Here is a 15535-nt window from a genome sequence, read left to right as displayed (position 1 = left end):
CTGGGGTCGGCTACTGCCACATCCAATTGTGACCCCAGTCGCCCTTCCAGCCGGCCAACCTGCCCTTGCGAAATTGCAGATAGAGCCGGTCCTTCTTGTAGAACAGCCCGCTGCCGCCGACGTTGCGGAACGCGAGAAAGATTTCATCGCCCGGACGGCCCCTGATGTAGTTGAGCGGGACGCCGAGCGCGCGTGCGGCTTCATCGGCCTCCATGCCGAACGCCAGCGGGACGTTGTTCGACAGCGTCTCGGTGAACGGTGGCGGGTAGGGGCCGCCGATCGGCGGCAAGTGCTGCGCGGCAGCTTGCGTGAAGCTGCTTGCGATAAGGGCGAGGGCCACCGCGGCTGCCTTCATGACGCGGCCTTCCGTGGTGCATTGGCATCGAGGCTGTCGAGGAACGGCAGCACGGCATCGATGAAGGCCTGCGGCTGGTCGATGTTGACGGCATGGCCGGCAGCTGAGATCACCACCTTCTGCGCACCCGGAATCTTGGCCGCCATGTAGTCGGAAGCGGCGAGGAACGGGGTGTCGTCGGCGCCGACCACGATCAGCGACGGCACTTTGATATCGGGTAGCGATTCGATCACGCGGGCATCGCGCTGGGTCAGCATGCCGCGCGCGGCGCGCGCCAGTCCCGAGGCATCGCGATGGGTGACGCTGGAGCGTTCGCGGCTGGCCGATTTCAAAACCTTCAGGCCCTCGCGCTCGAAGCGCTCGCCGGTATCGTACGCGCGCTTGTTCCAGACCTCGCGCGCCTCGTCCTTTTTGAATCCTGGGCCGGTATCAATGATCAGCAGCGCGCGGACGCGGTTTGGATGAGCGCGGTAGAACGCCAGCGACATGTAGCCGCCCAGCGAGAGCCCGCCGACGATCGCGTTCTCGGTGCCGACGGCGTCAAGCAGCGCCGCCATGTCGGCAACCGTCAGCGCTTCGCTATAGGCTGCCGGATCACTGGGATAATCGGATTGGCCGTGGCCGCGCATGTCCCACAACACGAGCTTGTGATGCTTCGACAAGGCCGCGATCTGGCCCTGCCACATCCTACTGGTCGATGAATAGCCGTGGGTCAAGAGCAACGGTGGGCCGGAGCCGTGAACCTCGTAATAGATGCGGACCCCGTCGCGATCGATCGTCGGCATTGCGGCTCCCTAGGAGTTCCCATGCAACAGTCGGCGGCATCCTAGCGCGATCTGATCGCGAATGGGAAATGCGGAAAGCGAGGAGCCTATCAGCGCATTGACAAGGCCATGACCGCTTGTTGACGACAGCCCGAATTACTCCAGCGAACGATGAGCAAAGCAGCGGCGCGCATCGGCTCGCGATCTCTACCGCTTTAATATTTCATCCTTGTACGCCTTCATGTTCGGCCGAGCCGTCGGCCAAGCCGGCAAGCGCAGTTGCCGCACGAATGCCCGCAGCAAGCATGGCGTCTGACAACTCCGGGTCATCGACGGCGCGCGAAAGCTGAAGCGTGCCGATGAAGACGGCAAGGATCGCGATCGCTGTACCCTGGGCTTCGGGGATGGAGTTCTCCTGCGGCAACCGTCGCGCCATCTGCTCGATAAGCGTGCGTAACCGAGCGGTGTAAGCCTTCCGGACGGAGAGGGGCTGGCGGGCAATTTCGGGCAGTAGCGCCGCGGAGGCACACCCCGTGCCGGGACGGTCACGATGATGCTGAGACAAATAAGAACGGATCAGGTGAGCCAATGCGCCCGGCTTGGGGTCGGGTTCGGCCAGGCTTTGTAGTTGGTCGGCGAGCGCTCGCTCAAGGCCTTCTCTGACCAGGTCACTCTTCGAGCGGAAGTGCGAGTAGAACCCGCCGTTAGTCAGTCCTGCCTCCGCCATGATCCCGGTCATTCCGGCGGCGGCAATGCCGTTCCGTCTGAACCTTTTCGCTGCAGCCTTCACGATTCGCTCGTGCGAGATCTCTTTTTGTCGCTTGGCGTAGCGCATCGCGGTCCGAACACCTATTGAATTACGATCATCATGTGATATTTATGCCTTAATCTAAGCTGTCGTTCAATGCGTCGACGGAGGTCCTCATGCGGCAAGACGGTAAAGTGGCGATTGTGACCGGGGCTTCCACGGGCATTGGGTTGGCTTCAGCAAAGGCCTTGCGCGAGGCCGGATTTCGCGTGTTCGGCACCAGCCGACGGATGGCCGCAAGCGGCCCCAACGGCATTACGATGGTCGCCTGCGACGTGACCAATGACGGTTCAGTGAAGCTTGCCGTCGACAAGGTGCTCGATACGACGGGCAGGATCGACGTTCTGGTCAATAACGCCGGGACCGGCCTGATGGGCGGAGCCGAGGAATCGTCAATCGGTCAAGCCCAGGCCCTGTTCGACGTAAACCTGTTCGGAGTCATGCGCATGAGCAATGCGGTGCTGCCGCACATGCGAGCTCGGCAGGGTGGAAGGATCATCAATATAAGTTCGGTGCTTGGCCTGATACCGGCGCCGTTCTCGGCGCTCTACGCCTCCACAAAGCATGCTCTCGAAGGTTACTCGGAATCTCTCGACCACGAGGTGCGGAGCTTCGGCATCCGCGTTTGCTTGCTGGAGCCGGCGTATACCAGCACTTCCTTCGAACAGAACATGGTGCTTCCGGATCAGACACTGGATGCATACCGCTCGGCGCGAACACGCGCGGTCGCGGTTCTGCAGGAAGTGATGAAGGCGGCGGATAGGCCCGAAGTCGTCGCCACGAGAGTGGTTGAGGCCGCGACTGCAGCATCGCCTCGTCACCGATACACGTGCGGTAAGATGGCTGGCCGGGTGAGCGTGCTGCGCCGCTTTGTTCCTGAGAGCATGTTCGACAAGAGCCTTCGTAAGCAAATGGGGCTGCCGGTATAGTCGCTTCACGCGCCATCTCCAGACCCAACGGCGCGGCTTACGCGCGCCGACGTGGGCAATCGCAAGCCAATGCTCCGCAACACATCCGCTTTTCGCGGATGATGACGTCGCGGTGCGGCGCATCGCGAACCAGATCGCTAAAATTTTAGCGTCCACATTAGCCTATATTCACGACGCCTCTTAAGCCTCGGGGAACCCCTTATCCGCTAGCCTCGGTTGCAAGTCATCATCGCTAGGGGTCTGGGGTTTCATGACATCCGCAACCAACAAGACTTCGACTAGGCGCCGGCTGTTGCTCGCTTCGGATCGGAGCGATCAGAGCAGCGAACTCGCCAGCATTTTGCGGTCCGTCGGTCAGGTCGACACCATCGCGACTTCCGACATTCCCGACAGCCCGGAACGGGATTTGGCGGGCATCGTGGTCGACATCAACCTGCGCTCCGCCGAGAGCGTGCAACTGGTGCGCACCAAGCTGCGGGCCGAGGCCTATCGCGAGATGCCGCGGCTGTTCGTGCTGGCGGATTCGCTACACCACGGATCGATGCAGGCCTGGGCGCTCGGCGCCACCGACACGATCGCGCGGCCGTTCGATGCACAAGGCATCCTGCAGCGGATCCGCGCCGCGTTTCCCGACAGCGACGGATATGACGAGACCAATCGCGGCAAGGCCCTCAACAGGGGCGTCGAGGCGGCGCATGCCGTGATGGTCAAGATCTTCGAAAAGCTTCCAGCCGGCATCCCCCTAAAGTTCAGCGACATCGTCGAGGCCGAGAACAAGATTCTCAAGGCGATCAAGCATTCGTCCTTGCGGGAATGGTTGACGGCGGTCGGCTGCCACCACACCGGCAGCTATCGCCATTGTCTCTTCGTTACCGGCTTTGCGGTGGCCTATGCGCAGCATCTCGGCATGCGCGACGACGACCAGCGCCGTCTCGCCCGCGCCGCCCTGCTACACGATGTCGGCAAAGCGTTCATTCCGGTGGCGATCCTGGACAAGCCGGGCCCGTTGACGCTGGAAGAGATGGAAGAGATGCGCCAGCATCCGCGCCGCGGCTACGACGCGCTGTCCGCGCAAGGCGGCTTCCCGCCGGAAATGCTCGACGTGGTGCTGCACCACCACGAATTCCTCGACGGCACGGGCTATCCCGACGGACTGAGCGGCAAGGAGATCAGCGACATCGTGAGGCTGATCACGATCGTGGACATCTACGCGGCCCTCGTCGAGAAGCGCGCTTACCGGCTGCAGTTCACCCACGCCCGGGCCTACGGCATGATGGAAGAAATGGGCGACAAGCTCGACCAGCATCTGCTGCACGCCTTCCGCCCGGTGGCGTTCGGGTATTATTGATTCTCCACGTCATTCCGGGTCTAGTGCTCACGCACCATCCCAAAATGACATCATCACCTCACCCCAGCATTTTCCGCAATTCCGCCTTTGCCACCTTCTCCAGCGTCGAGCGCGGCATGTCGTCGACGAAGTGAATTTCGCGCGGGACCTTGAAGTCGGCGAGCGCGGTTCTGCAGGCGGCCATCACGGTGTCGTGCAGATCGCGAGGTGCGCCCGCGACGCCGGCTTGCGGAATGATGAAGACAACGGGCACTTCATCCAGCATCGGGTGCTTCTTTGCCACCACCGCGGCCTCGCGCACGCCGGGCACGACAGCGATCACCTGTTCGATCTCGGAGGCCGCGACGTTCTCGCCGCCGACCTTCAGCATGTCCTTGGTGCGGTCGCCGAACCGGATGAAACCGTTCTCGAGCAGCGTGACGCGGTCGCCGGTGATGAAATAGCCGTGCTCGTCGAAACTCTCGCGCGTGGCTTTTTCGTTGTGGAGATACTCTGAAAACAGCGACAAGCCGGGAATGCCTTTGATCAGGAGATTGCCGGTGCCGCCGACCTGTGTCGGCGTGCCGTCGTCCTCGACGGTGCGGATCTGGTATTCCGGCGCCGCGCGGCCGATCGACATCGGCGTATTGGGCTGGTCGACTTCGCCGACGATGCCATGGGTGATGGTCTCCGTCATGCCCCACCAGCCGATCGTCTTGACGCCGAAGGCGGCAAACGGCGGCGGCTCGGATACCGCGGTACCCCAGAGCCGGAACTTGTGGTTCTTCGGGATCTCGTGTTCCAGCAACGCCTTCATGCAGAAAGGAATCGTCGAGGTCCAGGTGCAGTTGTGCTCGAGCGCCACGCCCCAGAAGCGGCTCGCCGAAAACCGCGGCTGGATCACGCAGGTCGCGCCGACCCACAGCGATGCCAGCATCGAATAGGCCAGCGCGTTGGTGTGAAACAGCGGCAGATAGGTCTGGTGCACGTCGCCAGCATGCAGGTCCTCATGCGCGGCGTTGATCTTAGCGCCCCACAATGCGTTGGCATGCGTCCACAGCACCGCCTTTGGCCGCGACGTGGTGCCGGAGGTATATTGAACGCTGCACGGCGCGAACGGATCGGTGGCGCGGCGTGGCCGGTCGGCGCTGTCGGCGAAGAGCTGCTCAAAACTGTCGCCGCGCGGCGCAACTTGCGCCGGCGTACTGCCAGCATCGTGCGAGATCACGGCGATCCAGCGCAGGCCGCGGCAATTGGCCGAGATCAGCTCGGCATAGGCCGGCTGGGTGATGGCGGCGACCGCGCCGCAATGACCGGCGAAATATTCCATCTCGGCTGCCGCCGAACGGGTGTTGGTGGTAACGGCGATCGCGCCGAGCTCGACGCAGGCGAACCAGGCCAGCATGGCCTCGATGCAATTGTCGAGATGGATCAGGACATATTCGCCGGGCTTGACGCCGCGCTTGGCGAGGCCAGCGGAAAGCGCGCCGACGCGCTCGTGGAATTCCCCGTAAGACCAACTCCGCGCCGGCCCCTCGAACGGCGCCCAGATCAGGAATGGATGGTTGCGGCGGCTTTCGGCGCGCATGCGCAGCAGCCACGGTACGTCGAGCCCTGCGAACGGTCCGACAATACCTGGTGCGGCCTGCGAAAGTGGCATGATTCCTCCCGCGCGGCTCTACGGCCGCCTTGGTTTTTGCTTGGAAGCAGTTCTGCCATCGGACGGCGCAGGGCGCAAATCGGGATTCTGCAGGTCTCTCCCCCGTCATTGCGAGGAGCGCAGCGACGACCCGTCTACGCTTGCTGCGCAAGCTACGCCGGGTTTGGGTCCGCCGAAGCGCCGTAGCACGAAGGCGGAAGCAATCCATCCATCCGTTATGCCGCGCGATGGATTGCTTCGCTTCGCAATGACGGGGATCGGTCGGAGCGCCCTAACCCTCATCCCCTTCATACGACGAAATCTCGATCAAGCTCCCGTCCGGATCCCGGCAATAGACCGAGCGCAGCGTGCCGCGGGCGCCTTGCTTTGCGACCGGGCCTTCCTCGATCGCGACGCCGTTGGCCTTCAGGTGCGCCACGACTTCGTCCGGCGTGCTCGACGTCAGGAAACACAGATCGTCGCTGCCGGCGGTTTCGTGATCGGCCGTGAACCACTCGACCTTGTCGGCGTCGCGCGGCCGCACGTTGATCTTCTGGTTACCAAACACCAGCGAGGTCCGTGGCGTTTTGCCCGGACCCGGATCGAACACCTTGACCTCCATGCCGAGGATCTTCCGATACCACTCGGCGGAACGCGCGACGTCCGACACATTGATGACGAGATGGTCGAGAGCGTTAACCTTGACAGACATGCCTTATCCTTTCGTCGCGGTCGCAGACGCTGCGCCCCACTGGCCGCACCCGGGTTTGTTTGTTACAACGCGCGCCGCGTTCGGTTCAATGGAACCGCGCCTCAATAGAAACGGACCGGGCCTGAACCCCGGCCTCCAAGGAGAAGTTTTATGATTTCACGCCGTACCGCGATTTGCCTGGCCGTCATCGGCCTTTCCACTGCCGCTTCGATCGGCAGCGTTTCGGCGGCGGATTATCCGACCCGGCCGGTGAAATGGGTCGTCGGATATCCGCCGGGCGGCGCGACCGACATCATCGCGCGGCTGATCGGGCAGCGGCTTTCCGAACGGCTCGGCCAGCAATTCGTGATCGAGAACAAGCCCGGCGCCGGCAACAATATCGCGACCGAATCCGTCATCAACGCCGAGCCGGACGGCTATACATTGCTGCTGGTCAATCCCGCGAACTACATCAATGCCACGCTCTACGCCAATTTGAAGTTCAACGTGGTCCGCGATCTTGCGCCGATCGCGGCGTTCAATCGCGTGCCGAACGTGATGACGGTCAACAAGGACGTGCCGGCCAAGACGGCCGCCGAGTTCATCGCCTATGTGAAGGCCAATCCCGGCAAAGTGAACCTGGCCTCGTCCGGCAACGGCACGTCCGTGCATCTGTCGGGCGAAATGTTCATGGCAATGTCCGGCGCCAAGATGCAGCACGTGCCCTATCGCGGTGCCGCGCCCGCGATCACCGATCTGCTCGGCGGCCAGGTCCAACTGATCTTCGACAATATGCCTTCCATCCTCCAGCATGTCCGCGCCGGCTCGGTGCGGGCGCTAGCCGTCACCAGCACGACAAAGTCGCCGCTGTTGCCTGATGTGCCGGTGCTTGCCGACACTATCCCCGGCTATGAGGCGAGCGCGCTGTTCGGCGTCGGTGCACCGAAGAACACGCCGAAGGAAGTCATCGCCAAGCTGAACAAGGAGATCAACGAGATCCTCGCCGAGCCGGCGATCAAGGCCCGCCTGACCGAGCTTGGCGGCGAGCCGCTGATCGGACCGCCGGAGGTATTCGGCAAGATGATCGTGGCCGAAACCGAAAAGTGGAAGAAGGTGATCGAGGAAGCCAAGGTTGAAAAAGTGCAGTGATCTACGTCACGGAACAGAGGCGCAGCCGCGGTGTTTTATGGCAAAGGCGACGCGGCCTTGCGTCATGTGAAGGAGATCGAAGATGCGCAGTGCAATACTAGCGACATTGGCGCTGACGGTGGCGACAGTTGCCACCGTCGCGGGCAGTTCACCCGCGGCGGCGTATGACTATCCCTATTGCCTCCAGGGTCGGACCATCGGCATTCCTGGCGACTGCTCCTACAGCAGCTATGGTCAGTGCATGGCATCGGCGTCGGGTCGCGGGCTCTACTGCAACGTCAATCCGCGCTTCGCCTTTGGGCAACAGCAGCGGCGGGTTCGCATCTACCGGGACTATTGACCCATCTCGCAACCCTTTCGCATGATGGCCGGACGAGAGCGCTGTTCGCGCTGAACGATCCGGCCATCGGTGCCTCTCCGCCACTCCCGACTTCGTGATGCACACGCCGGCTTGACGGCGTTTTGTTTGCATCTATACTAAACCACATGGTTAAGTATCAGGAAGACGTTCTGGACCGCACCTTTGCCGCGCTGTCCGACCCAACCCGGCGCGCGCTGCTGGCGCGGCTTGGCGATCGAGACAGCCTGTCGGTCAGCGAGCTGGCGAAGCCATTTTCGATGTCGCTGCCCGCGATCATCAAGCATCTCGATGTACTGTCCGATGCCGGCCTGATCGCGCGCGAAAAGACCGGCCGCACGGTCGCGTGCCGGTTGACCGCCGAGCCGATGGAGCAGGCGATGGACTGGCTCAACCGCTACCGGCGCTTCTGGTCCGACGCGCTCGACCGCCTTGCCGCTTTTGTGGAGGAAGACCCATGGCCACCCAGTCAAGTCTTGCCAAGCACGATACTGCCCGCGACGCCGAACTCGCCGCGCGTCCCAGTCTCACGCTCACGCGCCGGTTCAGCGCGGCGCCCGAAAAAGTCTACGCCGCGTGGGCCGACCCGCAAAAGCTAGTGCAATGGTTCGGGCCGACCTCCGTCGAGGAGGGCTCGGTCAGGGCCGACATCGATTTGCGCGTCGGCGGGCGCTACCGCATCAGCTTCCGCGCCAATGGCGATTACAACGAGGTCGGCGGCGTCTATCGCGAGGTCGTTCCGAACGAGCGCTTGGTGTTTAGCTGGGCATGGCATTCGACGCCGGAGCGCGAATCGCTGGTGACCATTTCGATCAGGCCGGAAGGAAGCGGTTCGCTGCTCGTCTTCAACCACGCGCAGTTCGTCGACGAGAAAGCGCGCGACAATCACCAGCGCGGCTGGACCGAATTCCTCGGCAAGCTTGAAGTCTACCTGGCCTGAACAAGAGGAGCCCATCATGCAGCCGCATCCCGTCGTCTCCCGCGAAGAATGGATCGCCGCCCGCAAGGCGCACCTTGCGCGTGAGAAGGAATACACCCGAGCGCGCGAGCGTCTGAACGAAGAACGGCGCGCGCTGCCCTGGGTCAGGGTCGAAAAGAACTACGTATTCGATGGGCCCGGCGGAAAGGTCTCGCTCGGCGACCTGTTCAAGGGGCGGAGCCAGCTCGTGGTGCAGCATGTGATGTTCGCGCCCGACTGGAGCGAGGCCTGCAAGAGCTGCTCGTTCTGGGCAGACGGGTTCGAGCGCATGATCCCGCATCTGGCCGCCCGCGACACCACGATGGTCGCGATCTCGCGCGCGCCGCTGCAAAAGCTTACCGCATTCAAGCAGCGGATGGGCTGGACCTTCGATTGGCTGTCGTCGGGTGCAAATGAGTTCAACTACGATTACGGTGTCTCGTTCACGCCCGAGCAGCTCAAGTCAGGCGCCACGCTCTACAATTTCGGCACCACTCCCTTCGGCGGCGAAGAGGCGCCGGGCATCAGCGTGTTCTACCGCGACGAGGGCGGGAACGTCTTCCACACCTATTCCTGCTTCTCGCGCGGCCTCGACATGATGAACGCCGCCTACCACTATCTCGATCTGACCCCGCTCGGGCGTCACGAACAAGGCCTGCCCTATCCAATGGACTGGGTGCGGCTACGTGACCAATACCAGCCGGCGTCAGTTCAGGCATCTTGTTGTCATAGTTGAGTGAGCGGTTGCTCTCGTCATTCCGGGATGGTGCGTCAGCACCAGACCCGGAATCTCGAGATTCCGGGTTCGATGCTTCGCATCGCCCCGGAATGACGGGGGCACCTTGCTCTTAAAAAAACAACGGAGAACAATCCGCATGCCTTACGTCGATGGCTTCATCGTCGCCGTGCCGAAGAAAAACCTCGAGGCCTACTCCCGCCTGTCGAAAAAAGCCGGCAAGATCTGGCGCGAATACGGCGCACTGGATTATCGCGAATGGGTCGCTGAGGACGTCAAGGTCGGCAAGGTCACGTCGTTTCCGCGCGCCGTGAAGCTCAAGCCGGGCGAGACCGTCGTGTTCGCCTGGATCACCTACAAGTCGCGCGCCCAGCGCGACAAGATCAACGCCAAGGTGATGGCGGACCCGCGGCTTAGCGAAATGATGGATCCGAAGTCGAAGCCGCCGTTCGACGGCAAGCGGATGATCTATGGTGGATTCGAGAGCCTGGTGAAGGTGTAGGCGGAGCTCCGCCTGTGCATCAGCCATGTTCCGGGGGCGGCCGGTGGAAAGCTGGGGGCCAAGCCCGGCGGTTCGTTGCATTGTGATATAACTGTCAAACAAGCCCTTTAGGACATCCGGTACCGCAGCCACGGATACCGGATTGAAATGGCCGAGATCGAGATTCGGGCGCTTCGCAAGGCTTTTGACGGCGCCGAGGTTCTGAAAGGCGTCGATCTCACGATTCACGACGGGGAGTTCATCTCCCTCGTCGGTCCGTCGGGGTGCGGCAAATCCACGCTTCTGCGCGTCATCGCCGGTCTCGAACCGCAGTCTTCCGGCGAAGTTCGGATTGATGGTGCCGGTGCCGACGGCATCAGGCCAAGCGCGCGCAATCTGGCAATGGTGTTCCAGTCCTACGCGCTTTATCCGCACCTCAGCGTGTTTGACAATATCGCCGTCCCGCTGCGGATGAAGCGCCTGTCTGCGCTGGAGCGGGCGCCGTTCGTGGGCCGGCTGATGCCTGGTCGCCGCCGCGCCGAACGCGTCATTCGCGACGATGTCGAAAGGGTGGCCGAGCAGCTCGAAATTTCGCCGCTGCTGAAGCGCAAGCCCGGGCAATTGTCCGGCGGCCAGCGCCAGCGCGTTGCCGTCGGCCGCGCCATCGTGCGTCAACCGCGCGCGTTTCTGTTCGACGAGCCGCTATCCAATCTCGACGCCAAGCTTCGCGTGCACATGCGCGCCGAGATTGCCCAGTTGCACCGTCAGCTCAAGACGACCTTCATCTATGTCACCCATGACCAGGCCGAAGCCATGACCATGTCGGGCCGGATTGCCGTCATGATCGGCGGCGAGCTCATTCAGGTCGGCACGCCCGCCGCCGTCTATGAGGACCCCTGCGATATCCGCGTCGCCGAATTCGTCGGCACGCCGAAGATAAACGCATTTCCCGGTCGTATCCGCAGCGATGGCCGGCTGGAGATGCTCGGACATGTTCTCCATGCGGCAACACTGGCGCCGGAAGGAGAGTGCCGCATCTGCGTCAGGCCGGAGCGGATCGAGCTGGCTTCGCACGGACTGCTTTCCGGCACCGTCGTGCATCTGGAAAATCTGGGATCGGAAGCCTTCGTCCATATCGGCAGCGCGGGCACGGACGCGCCGGTGGTGGCGCGCGTCAACGACCCCGGCCAGTTGCCCGCGATCGGAGCCACAGTCGGCTACGGCTTTGCGCCGGAGGCGGTTCGCGCCTTCGACGCTGATGGTAAGCGCATCGTGACTTCGGTCCCGTCGCGCGTCGAGCGGCCGCGGGGGATGGCCGTTGTCTGACGCTGCCACCGCGCTGCAGGGAGTGGCGATGGCGCCACGCGACCCTGCGTGGGTGTTGGCCAGTTTCGGCTGGACAGGGCGATCGCAGGCAGCCTACGCGCTGGCCGCGCCGGCCTTCGTGCTGATGCTGCTGATGCTGATCGGCCCGCTCGCCGGAGTGATCGCGCTCTCGTTTACCGACTATCAGCTTGGCGCGCCGGCGTTCTCCTGGATCGGCCTCTCGAATTACCGGGAGATGTTCGCCGATCGGGTGTTCTGGATTTCACTGAAGAACACGCTGACCTATGTCGCGATCGTTGTGCCCGGCGCGGTGGCGCTCGGGCTCGGCGTTGCGCTCCTGATCCAGAGCGGCGCCGGGCTCAAGAGCTGGTATCGCACCGTCTACTTCCTTCCTGTCATGGCGACGTTGATTGCGATGGCGATCGTCTGGGAATTCATGCTGCACCCGCAGTTCGGCCTGGTGAATGGACTTTTGCGCGCCGCCGGCGTGCAGGGCCATAGCTGGCTCCAGGATCGCGGCACCGCGCTTTATTCGCTGTGCGTGATCGGTATCTGGCAGGCCACTGGCTTTAACATGGTGCTGTTTCTCGCCGGCCTCGTCTCGATCCCGAAGCATCTCTACGACGCGGCCGAGATCGACGGCGCCGAAGGCGCGTGGTCGCGTTTCCGCCTGGTGACGTGGCCGATGCTCGGGCCGGTCACCCTGTTCGTGGTGGCGATCTCGGCCATCCGCTCGTTCCAGGTGTTCGACACCGTTCAGGTCTTGACCAAGGGCGGCCCTTCGAAATCGTCGGAAGTGCTGATCTACACGATGTATACCGAAGGATTCGAGTTCTTCCGCTCCGGTTACGGTGCGGCCGTTACCGTCGTGTTCCTGGCCTTCGTGCTGCTGCTCACCCTGCTCAAATCGGCGCTCGGCAACCGGGAAGTGCACTACGCATGACGCCGCGGGCCCGCATGCTTCTGTGGTCTGCGATCCGGCACATCGTGCTGCTTGCGGGAGCGGGGGTGATGTTGACGCCGTTCATCTGGATGGTGTCGACCGCGTCAAAACCTCAAACCGAGATTTTTTCATCCGATCTGCACCTGATCCCCTACCAGTTCGCGCTGTGGGATAATCTCCTGATCGCCTTCGTCAAGGCCGATCTATGGCGCTATCTGCTCAACGGTTTGATCGTCACGGCCTCGATCTTCGGTCTTCAGGTGCTGGTTGCCCTGCCTGCCGCCTACGCCCTCGCCAAATTGCGCTTTCTCGGCCGTGACGTGCTGTTTGCGCTCGTCGTGTTCTGCATCCTTATTCCGCCGCAGGCGACCGCGATCCCGGTCTTCCTACTGCTGCATAAACTGGGTGTTCTCGATACTTATGCGGCGCTGGTGCTGCCGTTCACCATCTCGGTGTTCGGCATTTTCCTGATGCGCCAGTTTTTCAAGACTGTGCCCGACGACCTGATCGACGCCGCGCGAATGGACGGGATTTCCGAGTTCGGCATCGTCTGGCGCGTGATGCTTCCGACCGCGATTCCGGCGGTGACCGCGTTCGGCATCTTCTCGGTAGTCGCGCACTGGAACGACTATTTCTGGCCGCTGATCGTGCTGAACAGCGAGCATTTGCAGACGCCGCCGCTTGCGGTCGCGCACTTCCGCAACAATGAGGCCGGAACCAATTACGGCCCTCTGATGGCGGCAGCGATGGTCATCATCGCCCCGCTCGTCATCGCCTTCCTGTTCGCCCAGCGACGCTTCATCGAAGGCATCACGCTCACCGGCATCAAGTAACCGAGTTTTTTCAAACCTCAGGAGACGACAATGTTCAGAACATGGATTGCCGCAGCCGCCTTTTCGCTCGCCGCCGGCCTCGCGCATGCGCAGACCGAAGTCGTCGTTCAATACCCCTATGCCGAATTGTTCGAAGGCACGCACAAGCGCATCATCGAGGAGTTTGCCAAGGTGCGGCCGGACATCAAGGTCACGCTGCGTGCGCCCTATGATTCCTACGAGGAAGGTACCCAGAAAGTGCTGCGCGAGGCGGTGACCAACCAGATGCCCGACGTGAGCTTCCAGGGCCTCAACCGCATCCGCGTGCTGGTGGACAAGAACATTCCGGCCGAACTCGATGGCTATATCGCGGCCGAGAAGGATTTCGACAAGCAGGGCTTCCATCAGGCGATGTTCGATATCGGCACGGCGAGCGGCAAGGTCTATGCGCTGCCGTTCGCGATTTCGCTGCCGATCGTCTACGTCAATCTCGATCTGGCGAAGAAGGCCGGCGCTGACCCGGCCAATCTGCCGAAGACCTGGGACGGGCTGATCGATCTCGCCAAGAAGATCAAGGCGCTGGGCCCTGATATCAACGGTATCACCTATGCCTGGGACATCACCGGCAACTGGTTGTGGCAGGCACCGGTGTTTTCGCGCGGCGGCACCATGTTGAACGCCGAGGAAAACAAAGTGGCGTTCAACGGGCCGGAAGGTCAGTTCGCGATCAGGACGCTGGCGCGCCTTGTCAGTGAAGCCGGCATGCCCAATCTCGACCAGCCGGCGATGCGCGCGACCTTTGCTGCCGGCAAGACCGGCATTCACGTTACCTCGACCTCCGACCTCAACAAGACCACGCAGATGATCGGCGGCAAGTTCGAACTGAAGACCCACACCTTCCCGGACGTGGTGTCGCCGAACGGCCGGTTGCCGGCCGGCGGGAATGTCGTGATGATTCTGGCCAAGGACAAGGCCAAACGTGACGCGGCCTGGGAGGTCGTGAAGTTCTGGACCGGCCCGAAGGGCGCTGCGATCATGGCGGAGACCACCGGCTACATGCCGCCGAACAAGGTCGCCAACGACGTCCACCTGAAGGATTTCTACGTCAAGAATCCGAATAACTACACTGCGGTCAGCCAGCTCGCGCTGCTGACCAAATGGTACGCGTTCCCCGGCGACAACGGTCTCAAGATCACCGACGTGATCAAGGATCACCTCAACTCCATCGTGACGGGTGCACGCACCAAGGAGCCGGAAGCCGTGCTCGCCGACATGACGAGCGACGTGCAGAAGCTGCTGCCGAAGAAGACGGTAGGTTCGGTGCGTTGACGACAACCGCCTTACCAGGAGCCGCTGCGGCTACCACGCCACGCCGCGGCGGTCGCTAACAGGGAGACCATGGTTCGATGAAATTCGTCATCCTCACCGACACTCATTTCGTCGCCCGTGGCCGTAGGCTCTACGGCCTGGATCCCACCGAGCGGCTTGGCGCGGCGGTCGAGCGGATCAATCGCGATCATCCGGATATTTCCTTTGTGATCGTGACCGGTGACCTTGCCCATTGGGGTGAGGACGCCGCTTACGAAAATCTCGCCTCGGTCCTGGCGCGGCTGAAGGCGCCGACCATCCTCTTGATGGGCAACCACGATAAGCGCGGTCCGTTTGGCCATTTCTTCCCCGGCGTGCCGCGTGATGAATCCGGCTTTGTGCAGTCCATTCATTCGTTCGATGCTGCGACGGTCGTCACGCTCGACACGCTGAACGAGGCCGCGCCTGACCATGCCGGATTGCTGTGCGAGGCGCGGCTCGCTTTCCTCGAACACGCGCTCGGCTCGGCACCAGCCGATCGCCCGCTTCTGCTGTTTCAGCACCATCCGCCGTTCGACACCGGGCTGCGCTACATGGACGACATCAAGCTCGCCAATCCCGAGGCCGAATGGGACGTGATCGCACGCACGCGAAAGCCGGACTATCTATTCATGGGCCATCTGCACCGGCCGATCTCGGGCATGTGGCGCGGCATCCCCTTCCACATCCAGCGCGCGCTATCCCATCAGGTGGCGTTCGACCTCGATACGGCGGATCACATTCCCGGGTCGCACGAGCTGCCTGACTATTCGCACGTGGCCGTCAGCGCCGGGCAGGTGGTGATTCACCAATGCTCGTTCCTCTACGATGGACCGCTGTTTTCGTTGCAGGACCGCGCCGCAATTGAATGGACCGACCGATAACGCCTGACAACGCCAGGCATGCCGCGAT

At 62.5% G+C, this 15535-nt stretch carries 18 protein-coding genes; 13 read left to right on the top strand and 5 right to left on the bottom strand.

Annotated elements, in window-relative coordinates; all coding sequences use genetic code 11:
- Nucleotides 1-10: 10 nt before the first annotated feature.
- The 3 genes from YUO_RS0113815 to YUO_RS0113805 form a co-directional block, all read right to left on the bottom strand.
- A complete protein-coding gene (locus YUO_RS0113815) occupies nucleotides 11-355 on the bottom strand; it encodes a hypothetical protein (RefSeq protein WP_028347796.1) in 345 nt (114 codons plus the stop codon).
- Complete coding sequence (locus YUO_RS0113810; RefSeq protein ID WP_028347795.1) at nucleotides 352-1140, bottom strand: alpha/beta fold hydrolase; 789 nt, start codon at nucleotides 1138-1140, stop codon at nucleotides 352-354. Before YUO_RS0113810 ends, YUO_RS0113815 begins: the two co-directional genes overlap by 4 nt.
- Before the next feature lie 202 nt (nucleotides 1141-1342).
- A complete protein-coding gene (locus YUO_RS0113805) occupies nucleotides 1343-1954 on the bottom strand; it encodes a TetR/AcrR family transcriptional regulator (RefSeq protein ID WP_028347794.1) in 612 nt (203 codons plus the stop codon).
- 89 nt (nucleotides 1955-2043) lie between these two features.
- Between YUO_RS0113805 and YUO_RS0113800 the strand changes: the two genes are divergently transcribed.
- Both YUO_RS0113800 and YUO_RS0113795 read left to right on the top strand, forming a co-directional pair.
- Nucleotides 2044-2856 carry an oxidoreductase gene (locus tag YUO_RS0113800; RefSeq protein WP_028347793.1) on the top strand — a complete coding sequence of 271 codons (813 nt, stop codon included), beginning with the start codon at nucleotides 2044-2046 and terminating at the stop codon, nucleotides 2854-2856.
- 250 nt (nucleotides 2857-3106) lie between these two features.
- Nucleotides 3107-4204: an HD-GYP domain-containing protein gene (locus YUO_RS0113795; protein WP_028347792.1), complete on the top strand. Its 1098-nt coding sequence runs from the start codon at nucleotides 3107-3109 to the stop codon at nucleotides 4202-4204.
- A gap of 58 nt (nucleotides 4205-4262) precedes the next feature.
- Here the strand turns inward: YUO_RS0113795 and YUO_RS0113790 are convergent, their stop codons facing one another.
- Together YUO_RS0113790 and YUO_RS0113785 are read right to left on the bottom strand one after the other, a co-directional pair.
- Nucleotides 4263-5843: an AMP-binding protein gene (locus YUO_RS0113790; protein WP_028347791.1), complete on the bottom strand. Its 1581-nt coding sequence runs from the start codon at nucleotides 5841-5843 to the stop codon at nucleotides 4263-4265.
- Between the two features lie 271 nt (nucleotides 5844-6114).
- On the bottom strand, nucleotides 6115-6534 hold the full coding sequence (locus YUO_RS0113785; protein ID WP_028347790.1) for a VOC family protein: 420 nt from the start codon (nucleotides 6532-6534) through the stop codon (nucleotides 6115-6117).
- 150 nt (nucleotides 6535-6684) lie between these two features.
- On the opposite strand from YUO_RS0113785, the gene YUO_RS0113780 reads away from it, so the two are divergent.
- From YUO_RS0113780 to YUO_RS0113730, 11 genes are all read left to right on the top strand, one after another.
- Nucleotides 6685-7662 carry a Bug family tripartite tricarboxylate transporter substrate binding protein gene (locus YUO_RS0113780; protein WP_028347789.1) on the top strand — a complete coding sequence of 326 codons (978 nt, stop codon included), beginning with the start codon at nucleotides 6685-6687 and terminating at the stop codon, nucleotides 7660-7662.
- Between the two features lie 82 nt (nucleotides 7663-7744).
- Nucleotides 7745-8002 carry a DUF3551 domain-containing protein gene (locus tag YUO_RS0113775; RefSeq protein ID WP_028347788.1) on the top strand — a complete coding sequence of 86 codons (258 nt, stop codon included), beginning with the start codon at nucleotides 7745-7747 and terminating at the stop codon, nucleotides 8000-8002.
- 146 nt (nucleotides 8003-8148) lie between these two features.
- A complete protein-coding gene (locus YUO_RS40690; protein ID WP_035726724.1) occupies nucleotides 8149-8619 on the top strand; it encodes an ArsR/SmtB family transcription factor in 471 nt (156 codons plus the stop codon).
- Nucleotides 8619-8960 (top strand): SRPBCC family protein, encoded by a 342-nt coding sequence (locus tag YUO_RS0113765; RefSeq protein ID WP_028347787.1) that lies wholly within the window; start codon nucleotides 8619-8621, stop codon nucleotides 8958-8960. The genes YUO_RS40690 and YUO_RS0113765 overlap by 1 nt, the downstream gene beginning before the upstream one ends.
- 16 nt (nucleotides 8961-8976) lie before the next feature.
- The gene (locus YUO_RS0113760; protein ID WP_028347786.1) at nucleotides 8977-9714 is read left to right on the top strand and encodes a DUF899 domain-containing protein; all 738 of its coding nucleotides are present in this window, start codon (nucleotides 8977-8979) and stop codon (nucleotides 9712-9714) included.
- 139 nt (nucleotides 9715-9853) lie between these two features.
- Entirely contained in the window at nucleotides 9854-10216 is a 363-nt protein-coding gene (locus YUO_RS0113755; RefSeq protein WP_028347785.1) for a DUF1428 domain-containing protein, read from the top strand.
- A gap of 147 nt (nucleotides 10217-10363) precedes the next feature.
- Nucleotides 10364-11521 carry an ABC transporter ATP-binding protein gene (locus tag YUO_RS0113750; RefSeq protein ID WP_028347784.1) on the top strand — a complete coding sequence of 386 codons (1158 nt, stop codon included), beginning with the start codon at nucleotides 10364-10366 and terminating at the stop codon, nucleotides 11519-11521.
- 28 nt (nucleotides 11522-11549) lie between these two features.
- Nucleotides 11550-12464, top strand: coding sequence for a carbohydrate ABC transporter permease (locus YUO_RS0113745; RefSeq protein WP_051379427.1), 915 nt, complete (start codon nucleotides 11550-11552; stop codon nucleotides 12462-12464).
- On the top strand, nucleotides 12461-13297 hold the full coding sequence (locus YUO_RS0113740; protein WP_028347782.1) for a carbohydrate ABC transporter permease: 837 nt from the start codon (nucleotides 12461-12463) through the stop codon (nucleotides 13295-13297). Before YUO_RS0113745 ends, YUO_RS0113740 begins: the two co-directional genes overlap by 4 nt.
- Nucleotides 13298-13327: 30 nt before the next feature.
- Nucleotides 13328-14605 (top strand): ABC transporter substrate-binding protein, encoded by a 1278-nt coding sequence (locus YUO_RS0113735; RefSeq protein ID WP_028347781.1) that lies wholly within the window; start codon nucleotides 13328-13330, stop codon nucleotides 14603-14605.
- A 77-nt stretch (nucleotides 14606-14682) separates the two neighbouring features.
- Nucleotides 14683-15507 (top strand): phosphodiesterase, encoded by an 825-nt coding sequence (locus tag YUO_RS0113730; protein WP_028347780.1) that lies wholly within the window; start codon nucleotides 14683-14685, stop codon nucleotides 15505-15507.
- Nucleotides 15508-15535: the final 28 nt, after the last annotated feature.

The sequence above is a fragment of the Bradyrhizobium murdochi genome, from assembly GCF_000472965.1.
Lineage (GTDB): Bacteria > Pseudomonadota > Alphaproteobacteria > Rhizobiales > Xanthobacteraceae > Bradyrhizobium > Bradyrhizobium murdochi.
The sequence above is the reverse complement of the archived record's forward strand: the minus strand, read 5'-3'. Positions and strand labels throughout refer to the sequence as shown.

What these genes read in the sequence shown, in the direction of transcription:
- YUO_RS0113815 (WP_028347796.1), bottom strand. Translation starts at nt 355, where the DNA reads ATGAAGGCAGCCGCGGTGGCCCTCGCCCTTATCGCAAGCAGCTTCACG.
- YUO_RS0113810 (WP_028347795.1), bottom strand. Translation starts at nt 1,140, where the DNA reads ATGCCGACGATCGATCGCGACGGGGTCCGCATCTATTACGAGGTTCAC.
- YUO_RS0113805 (WP_028347794.1), bottom strand. Translation starts at nt 1,954, where the DNA reads ATGCGCTACGCCAAGCGACAAAAAGAGATCTCGCACGAGCGAATCGTG.
- YUO_RS0113800 (WP_028347793.1), top strand. Translation starts at nt 2,044, where the DNA reads ATGCGGCAAGACGGTAAAGTGGCGATTGTGACCGGGGCTTCCACGGGC.
- YUO_RS0113795 (WP_028347792.1), top strand. Translation starts at nt 3,107, where the DNA reads ATGACATCCGCAACCAACAAGACTTCGACTAGGCGCCGGCTGTTGCTC.
- YUO_RS0113790 (WP_028347791.1), bottom strand. Translation starts at nt 5,843, where the DNA reads ATGCCACTTTCGCAGGCCGCACCAGGTATTGTCGGACCGTTCGCAGGG.
- YUO_RS0113785 (WP_028347790.1), bottom strand. Translation starts at nt 6,534, where the DNA reads ATGTCTGTCAAGGTTAACGCTCTCGACCATCTCGTCATCAATGTGTCG.
- YUO_RS0113780 (WP_028347789.1), top strand. Translation starts at nt 6,685, where the DNA reads ATGATTTCACGCCGTACCGCGATTTGCCTGGCCGTCATCGGCCTTTCC.
- YUO_RS0113775 (WP_028347788.1), top strand. Translation starts at nt 7,745, where the DNA reads ATGCGCAGTGCAATACTAGCGACATTGGCGCTGACGGTGGCGACAGTT.
- YUO_RS40690 (WP_035726724.1), top strand. Translation starts at nt 8,149, where the DNA reads ATGGTTAAGTATCAGGAAGACGTTCTGGACCGCACCTTTGCCGCGCTG.
- YUO_RS0113760 (WP_028347786.1), top strand. Translation starts at nt 8,977, where the DNA reads ATGCAGCCGCATCCCGTCGTCTCCCGCGAAGAATGGATCGCCGCCCGC.
- YUO_RS0113755 (WP_028347785.1), top strand. Translation starts at nt 9,854, where the DNA reads ATGCCTTACGTCGATGGCTTCATCGTCGCCGTGCCGAAGAAAAACCTC.
- YUO_RS0113750 (WP_028347784.1), top strand. Translation starts at nt 10,364, where the DNA reads ATGGCCGAGATCGAGATTCGGGCGCTTCGCAAGGCTTTTGACGGCGCC.
- YUO_RS0113745 (WP_051379427.1), top strand. Translation starts at nt 11,550, where the DNA reads ATGGCGCCACGCGACCCTGCGTGGGTGTTGGCCAGTTTCGGCTGGACA.
- YUO_RS0113740 (WP_028347782.1), top strand. Translation starts at nt 12,461, where the DNA reads ATGACGCCGCGGGCCCGCATGCTTCTGTGGTCTGCGATCCGGCACATC.
- YUO_RS0113735 (WP_028347781.1), top strand. Translation starts at nt 13,328, where the DNA reads ATGTTCAGAACATGGATTGCCGCAGCCGCCTTTTCGCTCGCCGCCGGC.
- YUO_RS0113730 (WP_028347780.1), top strand. Translation starts at nt 14,683, where the DNA reads ATGAAATTCGTCATCCTCACCGACACTCATTTCGTCGCCCGTGGCCGT.